10 protein-coding genes are annotated in these 12,242 nt (G+C 69.1%); 8 read left to right on the top strand and 2 right to left on the bottom strand.

Translation table 11 applies throughout. The features are described 5' to 3' along the window. The first annotated feature begins 115 nt into the window (after nt 1-115). The 8 genes from ACO2SS_RS09345 to ACO2SS_RS09310 all read left to right on the top strand — a co-directional run bounded on the left by ACO2SS_RS09345 (nt 116) and on the right by ACO2SS_RS09310 (nt 9,079). On the top strand, nt 116-982 hold the full coding sequence (locus ACO2SS_RS09345; RefSeq protein WP_423277364.1) for an ABC transporter permease: 867 nt from the start codon (nt 116-118) through the stop codon (nt 980-982). Next, nucleotides 982-2,763: a dipeptide ABC transporter ATP-binding protein gene (locus ACO2SS_RS09340; RefSeq protein WP_423277363.1), complete on the top strand. Its 1,782-nt coding sequence runs from the start codon at nt 982-984 to the stop codon at nt 2,761-2,763. Before ACO2SS_RS09345 ends, ACO2SS_RS09340 begins: the two co-directional genes overlap by 1 nt. Before the next feature lie 7 nt (nt 2,764-2,770). Further along, nucleotides 2,771-2,983, top strand: a complete 213-nt coding sequence (locus ACO2SS_RS09335) for a DUF4089 domain-containing protein (protein ID WP_423277362.1) — start codon at nt 2,771-2,773, stop codon at nt 2,981-2,983. Next, nucleotides 2,980-4,377 (top strand): AtzE family amidohydrolase, encoded by a 1,398-nt coding sequence (locus tag ACO2SS_RS09330; protein WP_423277361.1) that lies wholly within the window; start codon nt 2,980-2,982, stop codon nt 4,375-4,377. The genes ACO2SS_RS09335 and ACO2SS_RS09330 overlap by 4 nt, the downstream gene beginning before the upstream one ends. A 9-nt stretch (nt 4,378-4,386) precedes the next feature. Beyond that, entirely contained in the window at nt 4,387-4,767 is a 381-nt protein-coding gene (gene hpxZ / locus ACO2SS_RS09325; protein WP_423277360.1) for an oxalurate catabolism protein HpxZ, read from the top strand. Then, nucleotides 4,760-6,628 (top strand): allophanate hydrolase, encoded by a 1,869-nt coding sequence (atzF, locus tag ACO2SS_RS09320; RefSeq protein ID WP_423277359.1) that lies wholly within the window; start codon nt 4,760-4,762, stop codon nt 6,626-6,628. Before hpxZ ends, atzF begins: the two co-directional genes overlap by 8 nt. Before the next feature lie 193 nt (nt 6,629-6,821). After that, complete coding sequence (locus ACO2SS_RS09315) at nt 6,822-7,898, top strand: alkene reductase (protein ID WP_423277358.1); 1,077 nt, start codon at nt 6,822-6,824, stop codon at nt 7,896-7,898. A gap of 206 nt (nt 7,899-8,104) precedes the next feature. Continuing rightward, nucleotides 8,105-9,079: a tripartite tricarboxylate transporter substrate binding protein gene (locus ACO2SS_RS09310; RefSeq protein ID WP_423277357.1), complete on the top strand. Its 975-nt coding sequence runs from the start codon at nt 8,105-8,107 to the stop codon at nt 9,077-9,079. A gap of 291 nt (nt 9,080-9,370) precedes the next feature. Here ACO2SS_RS09310 and ACO2SS_RS09305 read toward each other — a convergent pair whose 3' ends face one another. Together ACO2SS_RS09305 and ACO2SS_RS09300 are read right to left on the bottom strand one after the other, a co-directional pair. Beyond that, entirely contained in the window at nt 9,371-10,237 is an 867-nt protein-coding gene (locus tag ACO2SS_RS09305) for an isocitrate lyase/PEP mutase family protein (RefSeq protein WP_423277356.1), read from the bottom strand. Nucleotides 10,238-10,246: 9 nt separating this feature from the next. Continuing rightward, entirely contained in the window at nt 10,247-12,238 is a 1,992-nt protein-coding gene (locus ACO2SS_RS09300; protein ID WP_423277355.1) for an FAD-dependent oxidoreductase, read from the bottom strand. Nucleotides 12,239-12,242: the final 4 nt, after the last annotated feature.

Raw genomic sequence — 12,242 nt, 5'->3', positions numbered from 1 at the left:
CCGCCCCCTCCGCCAGCCTCCGCCTGGTTCCGCGCCCTCGCAAGCGGGGGAGGAACCCGCTTCGGCCCTGGGATCCTCCCCCGAGAAGCGGGGGAGGGGGACCGCGCGAAGCGCGGTGGGGGCGCGCGCGTCCGGCCTCGCGGCCACGCTCTCCCACGCGCGTTACGTCATCAGCGACAACCCGGTGACCGGGCTGTCCTTCGGGCTCTTCGCGCTGCTCGTGATCGCGGCGCTGATCGGGCCCTGGATCGTGCCCTACGACCCGCTCGCGAGCGACACGTCGTCCGCCCTTCAGGCCCCTTCGGCGAAACACTGGTTCGGCACCGACCAACTCGGCCGGGACATCTTCTCCCGCGTCGTCGTCGCGACGCGGCTCGACATGGCGATCGCGGTGTTCTCGGTCGCGCTGGTCTTCGCGGTCGGTGGTCTCGCCGGCATCGCGGCCGGCTTCTTCGGCGGCTGGACGGACCGGATCATCGGCCGGATCGCCGACACGATCATGGCCTTCCCGCTCTTCGTGCTGGCGATGGGCATCGTGGCGGCGCTCGGCAACACGGTGACGAACATCGTCATCGCGACCGCGATCATCAATTTTCCGCTCTATGCCCGGATCGCGCGCGCCGAGGCGAATGTCCGCCGCAATGCCGGTTTCGTGATGGCGGCCCGGCTCACCGGCAACACGGACCTGCGGATCGTCCTGACGTCGATCCTGCCGAACATCCTGCCCATCATGGTGGTGCAGATGTCGCTGACGATGGGCTACGCCATCCTCAACGCGGCGGGACTCTCCTTCATCGGCCTGGGCGTCAGGCCGCCGACGCCCGAATGGGGCATCATGGTCGCCGAAGGCGCCGCCTTCATCGTCTCGGGCGAATGGTGGATCGGCCTCTTCCCCGGCCTTGCCCTGATGCTCGCGGTCTTCTGCTTCAACCTGATCGGCGACGGCTTGCGCGACATCGTCGACCCGCAGCGGAGGACGTGATGACCAGCCTTCCGCTCCTCGACGTCCACGACCTCACGGTCGAATTCGCGACCCGGCGCGGCATCGTCCGGGCCGTGAAGAAGGTCGACCTCTCGGTCGCCAAGGGCGAGCCGGTCGGCATCGTTGGCGAATCCGGCTCGGGCAAGTCCGTCACTTCCTACGCGGTGATGCGCATCCTCGACCGTGCCGGCCGCATCGCCGAGGGCTCCGTGGCCTTCTCGGGCCTCGACCTTCGCGCCGCCCGCGAGCGCGACATGCGGGACCTGCGGGGCCGCGAGATCTCGATGATCTTCCAGAACCCGCGCGCCGCCCTGAACCCGATCCGCAAGGTCGGGCACCAGATCGAGGACGTGCTGCGCCAGCATGCCCGCGCCGGCTCCGGCGACGCCCGCGCCAAGGCAATCGCGGCGCTGGAGCAGGTTCGCATCGCGCGACCCGAAGAGCGCTACCACGCCTATCCGTTCGAGCTCTCCGGCGGCATGTGCCAGCGCGTCGTCATCGCGCTCGCGCTCGCCTGCCGGCCGCAACTCCTCATCGCGGACGAGCCGACCACCGGCCTCGACGTGACCACCCAGAAGGCCGTCATGGACCTCGTGGTCGAGCTGACCCGCGAGCGCGGGATGTCGACGATCCTGATCACCCACGACCTCGGGCTCGCGGCCGCCTATTGCGACAAGGTCGTCGTGATGGAGAAGGGCGAGGTCGTGGAGACGGCCGCGTCCGAGCGGATATTCCGCCAGCCCGAGCACCCCTATACGCGCAAGCTGATGCGCGCGACGCCGCGCCCAGGCATCACGCTGCGGGATCTGCTGCCGGATGCCGCTGATCCTCCCCCTTCAGGGGGAGGTGGCGGGTGCGCAGCGCCCGACGGAGGGGGACCGGGCCGGACTGACCCCACCCCGCTCGCGCGGCGCGCGAGTCGGCCCTCCCCTTCAGGGGAGGGATCAATCGGAGAGCCCCTTCTCACGGTGTCCGGTCTGGTGAAGGACTATCCGCGCCAGGGCGCGACGAAGACGAGGGGCTGGCTGTTCCGGCGCTCTGCCGCGACCGACGCAGCACCGTTCCGGGCGGTCGACAGCCTGTCGTTCCAGGTCCGCCGCGGCGAGAGCGTCGGGCTCGTCGGCGAATCCGGCTGCGGCAAGTCCACGACCTCGACCATGGTCATGCGGCTGCTCGACCCGACGGAGGGGACGATCGTCTTCGACGGCGAGGATATCTCCCAGATTCCCGCCTCCCGCTTTGCCCGGCACCCGAAGCGCGCAAAGATCCAGATGGTCTTCCAGGACCCGACGGACAGCCTGAACCCGCGCTACACGGCCGCCCGCGCCATCGCGGATCCCATCCTGCGCTTCGGCGCCGCGAAGGGCGGCAAGGCCGTCCGCGCCCGCTGCGAGGATCTCGCGCGCCTCGTCGGCCTTCCGCTCGACCTGCTCGACCGCTTTCCGCACCAGCTCTCCGGCGGGCAGAAGGCGCGCGTCGGCATCGCCCGGGCCATCGCGCTCGATCCCGAGCTCGTCATCCTGGATGAGCCGACCGCCGCGCTAGACGTCTCGGTCCAGGCCGTCGTGCTGAACCTCCTGGCAGACCTGAAGCAGCAGCTCGGCATGAGCTATCTCTTCGTCAGCCACGACCTTCATGTCGTCCGGCTCCTCTGCGACCGCGTCATCGTCATGCGGTCGGGCCGCATCGTCGAGGAAGGCACTGCGGCCGAGGTGCTGGAGGACCCGAAGGCCGTGTATACGCGCGAACTCATCGCCGCGATCCCGCATCCGCCCGTCTGAGCGAGCCATGACCCCTGTGACCGAGCTTCCGCCGCCCCTCGGCGACGAGGATGCCGACGCCATCATCGACGCGATGGCGCCGCTCCTCGGCCTCTCGATCGAGCCTGCCTGGCGCGAGGCCGTCGCCACCAACCTCAAGGTCGTGGCCAACGCGGCCCGTCTGGTGCTCGAGTTCCCGCTCGAGGACGAGCTCGAGCCTGCGCCGGTGTTTCGGGCATGAGCGCGATCGGACCGAATAGCACGGCCGCGGAGATTGCGGCCGCAGTCGCGTCGGGCTCGGTGACGGCTCGGGCGGTCGTCGAGGCAGCGCTCTCCCGCCTCGGGGCGATCAACACGACGGTGAACGCCTTCACGGACGTGACGTCCGGGCGCGCGCTCGCCAAGGCCGACGCGATCGATGCCGGACGCGCCGCCGGCCAGCCGCTAGGAACCCTCGCCGGGGTGCCCTTCGCGGTGAAGAACCTCTTCGACATCGAAGGGCTGCCGACCCGCGCCGGCTCGAAGATCAACCGCGAGCGCCCGCCGGCCTGGCGCGATGGCGCCCTCGTCCGCAAGCTCGACGAGGCTGGGGCCGTGCTCCTCGGCGGCCTCAACATGGGCGAGTACGCCTATGACTTCACGGGCGAGAACGCCCATGACGGCCCCTCCCGCAATCCGCACGACCTCGCGCATATGGCAGGCGGCTCCTCCGGCGGATCGGGCGCCGCGGTCGCGGCCGGGCTCGTACCGATCGCCCTCGGCTCGGACACGAACGGCTCGATCCGCGTTCCCTCGGCCTTCTGCGGCCTGTTCGGCCTCAAGCCGACCTTCGGGCGGCTGTCGCGCGCGGCCTCCTTCCCGTTCGTGACGAGCTTCGACCATCTCGGCCCTCTCGCGCGCTCCGTCGGCGACCTCGCCCTCAGCTACGACGCGATGCAGGGTCCCGACCCCGACGATCCGTGGCAGGCCGCGAGGGTTGCCGAGCCGGTCTCTTCCCTGGTCGACAGCGGCATCTCGGGTCTGCGCATCGCGGTTGCGGGCGGCTACTTTGCCACGGGTGGCGACCCCGCCGCCCACCAGGCGGTCGGCCTTGCGGCGGAAGCGCTCGGCACGGTGCGCACGGTCGAGATCCCCGAGGCGGCGCGGGCGCGCGCGGCGGCTTTCGTCATCACGGCATCCGAGGGGGCTGCCCTGCATCTCGACCGCTTGCGCACGCGCCCGGCCGATTTCGATGCCGCCACACGCGACCGGCTTCTCGCCGGCACGATGATCCCGGCCGCCTGGGTGCAGAAGGCCCAGCGCTTCCGTCGCTGGTACCGCGACCGGGTGCTCGCCCTGTTCGGCGAGGTCGACGTGATCCTCGCCCCGACGACGCCCTGCCGGGCACCGCGCATCGGGCAGCAGACATTCGTGCTCGGCGGGGTCGAGATGCCGGTGCGGCCGAATATCGGCATCTACACGCAGCCGATCTCGTTCATCGGCCTCCCGGTCGTGGCCGCTCCCATCCGGCTGGACGATGGCCTCCCGCTCTCGGTCCAGATCATCGCCCCGCCGTGGCGGGAAGACCTTGCGCTTCGCGTTGCGCGCGAGCTGGAAAGGGTCGGCGCGGCAAAGGCGCCGCTTGCAGCACTCTAGGACACCATCATGCAGATCGACATTCCCGAGGTGAAGGCCGAGGTCGAGGCCGCCTTCGCGGCGTACGAGACGGCGCTCGTCACCAACGACGTCACGACCCTGGAGGCGCTGTTCTGGGATGACGGGCGCACCATCCGCTACGGTATGGGAGAGAACCTCTACGGCATGGATGCGATCCGGGCCTTCCGCCGGGCGCGCTCGCCGGTCGGGCTGATGCGCCGCATCGACCAGACCGTGATCACCACCTTCGGGCGCGATTTCGCCACGGCCTCCACGCTGTTCTTTCGCGAGGGCAACCCCGGCAAGGTCGGACGGCAGCAGCAGAGCTGGGCCCGGCTTCCGGAAGGCTGGCGCATCGTGGCGGCGCATGTGAGCCTGATCGATGAGTGAGGGCGGCCCCTTCACGGTCGCCGAATACCGGGACGCCTACGCGGCCGGCGCGCTGACGCCCGCTGCGGCCGTCGAGGAGGTCTACCGGCGCATCGCCGCGCATGACGATGCCGCGATGTTCATCACGCTGCGGCCGAAGGAGGATGTCCTGGCCGAGGCCGCCCGGCTGGAGGAGGCCGGGCCTGCGGGCCGGGTGCTCTGGGGCATTCCCGTGGCCGTGAAGGACAATATCGACATCGTGCGCCTGCCGACCACCTGCGCCTGCCCGGACTTCGCCTACACGCCGGACGATGACGCCGCCGTGGTGGCGAAACTGCGCGCGGCGGGTGCGCTCGTGATCGGCAAGACCAATCTCGACCAGTTCGCGACCGGCCTCGTGGGCGTGCGCTCGCCCTACGGCGTGCCGCGCAATACGCTGCGGCCGGAACTCGTACCGGGCGGATCGAGCTCCGGCTCGGCCGTCGCGGTCGCGGCCGGCATCGTCCCGCTCGCGCTCGGCACCGATACGGCCGGGTCGGGCCGCGTCCCGGCGGGCCTCAACAACATCGTCGGGCTGAAGCCGAGCCTCGGAGCGCTCTCGACGCGCGGGGTGGTGCCGGCCTGCCGCACGCTCGATTGCGTCTCCATCTTCGCGCTCACGGTCGAGGACGCGACGGAGGCGCTCGGGGTGCTGGCCGGGTTCGATCCGGCCGATCCCTTCTCGCGGCGGATGTCGATCGGCAGCCCGGGGGCGCTTCCGCCCCTGCTTCGCGTCGGCGTACCGAACGCAGCGAGCCGCCGCTTCGGCGGCGACCGGCTCTCCGAGACGGCTTTCGACGCGGCCCTCGCCAATCTCATCGCGCTCGGTGCGGAACTGCGGCCCGTGGATCTGTCGCCGCTCTACGCGGCGGCGGCGCTCCTCTATGACGGGCCCTGGGTGGCGGAGCGCTACCAGGCGATCCGCCCCTTCATCGAGGCGACGCCGGAGGCGCTCCATCCTGTGACGCGCGCCATCACGGAAAAGGCGCTCGGTTTCTCTGCCGCGGACGCTTTCGCGGGCCTCTACCGACTCGCGGATCTGCGGCGCGCTGCCGAACCGATCTGGAACGAGATCGACGTGCTGATGGTGCCGACCTTCCCGCGCCCCCGCACCCTCGCGGATCTCGATGCGGATCCCATCGGCCCGAATTCCGAGCTCGGGACCTACACGAATTTCGTCAACCTGCTCGACCTCTGCGCGCTCGCCGTGCCCGGCCCGTTCCGGGCGGACGGTTTGCCGGCCGGCACGACCCTGATCGCACCTGCCGGCAGGGATCGCATGCTCGCGACGTTGGGCGTGCGCCTGCATCGCGCCTCCGGCACGCCCCTCGGCGCGACGCCGGCCCGGCTTTCTCCCGAACGGCCGCTGCCCGCATCCGAAGGCAGCGAGGCTCGCATCGAGATCGCGGTCGTCGGCGCCCATCTCAGCGGGCTCCCGCTGAACGGCGAGATCCTGGCGCAGGGCGGCCGGTTCGTGCGCGAGGCCGTGACGACGCGGGATTATCGGCTGTTCGCCCTGGATGGCGACGGAGTCCGGCGCCCCGGCCTGCTGCGGGTCGCCGAAGGAGCGGGCAGCTCGATCGCTTGCGAAATCTGGTCTTTGCCGCTGTCGGGGTTCGCTCGTTTCGTCGCCGCGGTGCCGGCCCCGCTCTCGATCGGAACGCTCAGGCTGGAAGGCGGTGCCGCCCCAAAGGGCTTCCTGGTCGAGCCGGAGGCGACGCGTGACGCGGAGGACATCTCATCCTATGGCGGCTGGCGGGCCTTCTTGCGGGGCAGCCGCCAAGGCCGTTCAGACCTCGAAGGCGGTTGTCGGCGCGAAAGCCACCCACATCGCCCGACTTGAGGCAGTGGGGAAGGTTCTGTTCCGCCCGGCCCCGGCAAGCGCGGGATAGCCCGGGAACTCGGTTCGTCAGCCGCTCCACCCCCCCCATGGCTATCCGGTCGTGCATCGGGATGAGCCGATGCTTGAAGAACGTCGCATTCTGGGGAATCCATCTCAGGCGCGCTTCAGGCGCGACAGGACGGGAGACCAAACGTTGCCGTCACTCTTTGAGCCTATCCGTCTCGGTGATCTTCACGCCCGCAACCGCATCCTGATGGCACCGCTCACGCGCGCTCGCAGCACACGTGACCATGTCCCCGTGCCCATGATGGTCGAGTACTACCGCCAGCGGGCTGGAGCCGGGCTGATCATCTCCGAGGCGACCGGCATCAGCCCGCAGGGACTCGGGTGGCCCTACGCGCCCGGGATCTGGAACGCCGAACAAGTCGAGAGCTGGAAAGGGATCACGGACGCCGTTCACGCGGCGGGCGGGCTGATCCTCTGCCAACTCTGGCATATGGGGCGTGTTGTTCACCCGAGTCTTCCGGGCCGGGGCCAGCCCCTGTCCTCCTCCGCGACGACGATGCCGGGGCTCGCCCGGACCTATGACGGCAAGCAGCCTCATGTGCAGGCGCGCCCGATGACCCGTGAGGACATCAGGATCGTTTTGGACGAGTACCGTGCGGCTGCCCGCAACGCCCTTGCGGCAGGTTTCGACGGAGTCGAGATCCACGCCGCGAACGGCTATCTCGTCGACCAGTTCCTCCGGGACAACGCGAACTTCAGGACCGACGAATATGGCGGCTCGATCGAGAGCCGCATTCGGCTCCTGCGCGAGGTCACGGCCGCGGTCGTGGAAGTCGTGGGTGCTGGCCGGACGGGCGTCCGCCTCTCGCCGAATGAGGAGCGGCAGGGCGTAAACGACAGCAATCCGGAGCCCCTGTTCGAAGCCGCATCCGCAGCATTGTCCGAGTTGGGGATCGCCTTCCTCGAGGTGCGCGAGCCCGACTATGACGGCACGAACGGAAAGGCCGAGCGTCCGCCCGTGGCTCCAAGGATGAGGCGGGCGTTCAAGGGCGCTTTCGTGCTGAACTCCGATTACGATCAGGAGAGGGGCCAGGCGGCGCTCGATGCCGGCCTTGCGGATGCGATTTCGTTCGGGCGGCCATTCATCGCCAATCCGGACCTTCCGAGGCGCTTCGCGGAGCGGGTGCCGCTGGCTTCCGACGACATGGAGACCTGGTACGCGGGCGGAGAGCGCGGGTACATCGACTACGCTCCGATAGGCTGAGCCTCGCCAAGTCTCGTCGACCAGCGTCGCAGCGGTCATTCTCCGTCATCTGTTGATCGTCCCATCCTCTGGGTCGCGGCAAAGCAGAGACTGCAGAATCGATCCGATCTTGCTGAACAATCGACTTGGCGGCGGCTCGAATACCGTCCACCATGCCCTTCGATCCGGTGACGCTCGCACGATCACTGGACGAAGGGAGGAATTACATGATCAGAAGGTCAGTTGTCGGGTTCTTACTCGTATTGGCGGCCATGCTGGCGCTTCCGGCAGGTCAGGCACGTGCTGCCTTCCCCGATCGACCGATCACGCTGATCGTCCCATGGGCGGCAGGCGGTGGAACCGATGCGGTCGCACGGATGATCGGCCTGATGCTCGAGAAGGAGCTCGGAGTGCCGGTCAATGTGGTGAACCGGACCGGAGGCAGTGGTGTCGTCGGCCACCAGGCAATCGCGTCAGCCCAGCCGGACGGATATACGATCGGCCTCATCACGCTCGAGATCAACATGATGCACTGGGTGGGCCTGACGAAGCTCACCTACGAGGCCTATACCCCGCTCGCCCTGATGAACGCGGATCCGGCAGCGATCCATGTCAGGGTCGATTCACCCTTCCCGACCCTCAAGGAACTCCTGGCCTTCATCAAGGCCAATCCCGGCAAGCTGAAAGCCTCGGGCACCGGCCAGGGCGGGAGCTGGCATCTCGCGCTCGCCGGCATGCTGAAGTCGCAAGACATCAGCCCGGCCACCGTTCCCTGGGTGCCGAGCACCGGAGCCGCCACCGCGCTGACGGACCTCGCGGCGGCCGGCGTCGATTTCGTGTCATGCTCCTTGCCGGAGGCCGACGCTCTGATCCGGGCAGGAAAGATCCGAAGCATCGCGCTCATGGCAGACAAGCGCGCCAAGAATTTCCCCGATGTTCCGACCCTGGCCGAAGCCGCGGGATCGGATTGGAAGAAGGGTGTGTGGCGAGGGATGGTTGGCCCAAAAGGTCTCTCGCCCGAGCTTGCGAAGCGCTACGAGGCATCGCTCAAGAAGATCTATGACAGCAAGGAGTTCCAGGACTTCATGAACTCCCGCGGCTTCGAAGCAGTCTGGGCGGAAGCTCCAGCTTTCGGAGCTTTCATGGCCAAGGACAACGCTGAAATCGGCGAGATCCTGAAGGAGATGGGCTTGGCCAAGTAGTGTTCGCGCAGCGCGCGGGTGCTGAATCTGGTGCTAGGCCGGGTTCTTTATCTTAGGTTGCTAGTCCTTCAGTGACACATCTCAGGACGGCTGGGGCGGAGCCCCGGCCGTTTCTTCCTGCTCCTCGCCAACCGAAACTTCCGCCACCTCTCGGGCGCCAATGTTCTGGGCACAGACCCTATGCAGACCCAACGCCAGACGCGTTGGCACCCCGAGCGGAGAAGTTTGTAACAGGAGACGGATGGCCACGCTCACGGCGGAACGCACGATTGCTGGAGATCGAGACCTGCTTCACTCCGCAGCCGTCGCTGCGGCGGCTCTCGCCCGGCGGACGAAGTCCGGGTAGCCGATGAAGTGCTCGAACTCCTCGACGGAGCCGCGGACGGACTCGATACCGTCGGCCGATCCGCTCTGACGGAAAGCCGCGAGTGCGTCGCGCACGGCACTATAGGCGGCCTGGAGCGTGAAACCGTAATAAAGGACGATGTCGGCCCCGGCGGCCTCCTCGTCGAGCGTCGAGGCGCCCGGCTTGTTCGTGATCATGACCTTTGCACTTAGCCTCGGCCTGATCTCGGCGAGCATCTTGGTGCTTATGCCGGACGGCATCACGAGGTCCGCGCCGGCCTCCGCGAAGGCGTTCATGCGGCGGATGCCTTCCTCGACATCCTTGAACAGGTAGATGACGTCGGTGCGGGCCACGATGAGGAAGTTCGGATCGGTGCGGGCCTCGCATGCGGCGCGCAGCTTCGCCAGCGCCTCGTCCAGCGTCGCGACCTTCGGCGGCAGGTCGGTGTGCTTGCCGAAGGCGTGGTCCTCCAGGTGGATGCCGGACACGCCGGCCTTCTCGAACCCCCTTATGGTGCGCCAGACGTTTACGGCGCCGTTCCAGCCGTTCTCGGCATCGGCGAGGAGCGGGATGTCGACCGCATCCGCCACCGCGGCGGCATGGTCGAGCATGTCGTTCAGCGTCACGATCCCGACATCGGGCTGGCCAAGCCGCGCGGCCGCGGTCGCATAGCTCCCGACGTAAACCGCTTCGAAGCCGGCCGCCTCGACCTGCTTTGCGCTCAATGGATCGTGCGCGCCGGGCACGGTCAGCATGCGCCCGGAGGCTATCCGATCGCGCAGGGCGCGGCGCTTCTCTTCTGCCTTCTTCATCGGCCTGCCTCAGATCGGAAGACGAGTCATTTCCTGACTATCGGGTATGTCTCGCGTCAGCATCGCGACGGCGCGATAGGCATCGTGGACGGCATCTCCGATGCGGCGGACCTCGCGCCCGTCGCCGATCGCGAAGGTGCGGATGCCGCAACCTTCGAGCTCTTCCGCCATCCCGGTATCCGGCAGCCGCCCTGCAGCCATAAGGACACGGCGGGCCGGCAAGGATAGGAGGTTGGCCTCGCGTCGCAGCACCACATGGTCCGCCGCGACCGAGACGAGTTCGCAGCCCGTCTCGATCGTGATGCGGGAATGCGCCTCCAGCCGCTCGAGCAATCGGCGCCGATAGACGTACTGGGCCCGGCGCGCCAGGCGCCGGCCGGGCGAGCGGGCCACCAGCGTGACCTCCGCGCCCGCTTCGGCGGCATACTCGGCGGCCTCGCACCCGGTCTCGCCCGCGCCATAGACGACCACCGGGCCGTCGCCGAGCGGCTGGATCCCGGCCAGCACGTCGTAGGCATGCGCCACGTGAGGCGCCCCGATTCCCGGCACGTCGAGGCGCCGGTCGACCGCACCGGTCGCCACGATGGCGACATCCGGCTGGAGCGCCGCGACGTCCTCGGGCACGGCGTGGTGGCCGAGCCTGACCTCGATCCCGGAGCTGGCGAGGCGTCGCAGGAGATAGTCGCGATACCAGCGGAACTTGTCCTTGTCCGGCGGCGCGGCGGAGGCGAGGAGGCCCGGCGCCAGCCGCCGGTCGCGCTCGAACATCGTCACGCGGTAGCCTGCTGCGTCGAGCAGGAGGCCCGCCGCGATGCCGCCCGGCCCGCCGCCGATCACGGCAGCCCGCCCCGCGGATTCCAGGCGCCTGGGCCGCTTCTCGGTCTCGCGCCCGGCAAGCGGGTTCTCGGCGCATCCGATCCGCTGCCCCTGCAGAAGCTGATCCACGCACCAGTTGCACGAGGTGCAGGGCCTGATCTCGTCCGGAGCGCCGCGCGCCGCCTTGGCGGGCCATTCCGGGTCCGCGAGGAGCGCCCGGCCGAGCGCGACGAAGTCGGCCGAACCGTCCGCGACGGCTCTTTCGGCGACCTGCGGCTCGCGCAGCACGCCGACGGTGATCACGGGCACCGAGACGAGAGGCCGGATGGCGGCCGCGAGCGGCACGCGCCAGGCCTGCGGCGAGGAGACCGGGTCGACGTTGCAATCCATGCGCTCTGCCGTGCCGGTGGACACGTGCAGCGCGTCCGCGCCGGCCTCGACGAAGCGCGGCGCGAGCCAGCGAGCCTCGTCGAGGTCGGTGCCGCCCTCGACGAACTCCTCCGCCGAGAAGCGGACGATGACCGGCGCATGGCCGGCGCCTGCCTTGACGGCGGCGATGACGGCCGAGGGGAAGCGGAGGCGGTTCTCGAGGCTGCCGCCATAAAGATCCGTGCGCCTGTTGCTGGCAGCGGACAGGAAGCCGCCGAGGAGGTAGCCATGCGCGGCGTGGATCTCGACCGCGTCGTAGCCCGCCGCGATGGCCCGGCGCGCAGCGGCGCCGAACCGCGCGACGATGAGGTCGATCTCGTCGGGCGCGAGCTCGCGCGGCTCCTCCCGGTAGACCTTGCAGGCGATTGCGGAGGCGGCAACCGACTGACGGCCATCGGTGTATTTGCGAAGGGTCTGGCGGCCTGCGTGGAAGAGCTGCAGGCAGGCGCGCGCTCCCGCCGCCTTGATGGCGCTCGCTAGCCGCGCGTGGCTGGCGATCAGCCCGTCGTCGTCGATGGCGAGCTGGGGTGCTCCGCCAAGGCCGAGCGGACGATCGACGCAGGCATATTCGACGATAACCATCCCGACGCCGCCCTGCGCTCTGGCGCGGTAATAGGCAAGGATGTCGTCGGACACGGTCCCGTCCGGCCCGGCGAGGTTCGACTCCATCGGCGCCATGACGATGCGGTTCGGCAAATCGAGCGTGCCGATCCGCCCGGGCGAGAAGAGATGCGGGTAGGGGGAGTTCGATTCCACTTCG

This window comes from Enterovirga sp. CN4-39 (assembly GCF_049446235.1).
Taxonomy (GTDB): domain Bacteria; phylum Pseudomonadota; class Alphaproteobacteria; order Rhizobiales; family Beijerinckiaceae; genus Enterovirga.
The sequence above is the reverse complement of the archived record's forward strand: the minus strand, read 5'-3'. Positions and strand labels throughout refer to the sequence as shown.

Coding starts and splice junctions, on each gene's coding strand:
- ACO2SS_RS09340 (WP_423277363.1), top strand. CDS start 982: ATGACCAGCCTTCCGCTCCTCGACGTCCACGACCTCACGGTCGAATTC.
- ACO2SS_RS09335 (WP_423277362.1), top strand. CDS start 2,771: ATGACCCCTGTGACCGAGCTTCCGCCGCCCCTCGGCGACGAGGATGCC.
- ACO2SS_RS09330 (WP_423277361.1), top strand. CDS start 2,980: ATGAGCGCGATCGGACCGAATAGCACGGCCGCGGAGATTGCGGCCGCA.
- hpxZ (WP_423277360.1), top strand. CDS start 4,387: ATGCAGATCGACATTCCCGAGGTGAAGGCCGAGGTCGAGGCCGCCTTC.
- atzF (WP_423277359.1), top strand. CDS start 4,760: ATGAGTGAGGGCGGCCCCTTCACGGTCGCCGAATACCGGGACGCCTAC.
- ACO2SS_RS09310 (WP_423277357.1), top strand. CDS start 8,105: ATGATCAGAAGGTCAGTTGTCGGGTTCTTACTCGTATTGGCGGCCATG.
- ACO2SS_RS09305 (WP_423277356.1), bottom strand. CDS start 10,237: ATGAAGAAGGCAGAAGAGAAGCGCCGCGCCCTGCGCGATCGGATAGCC.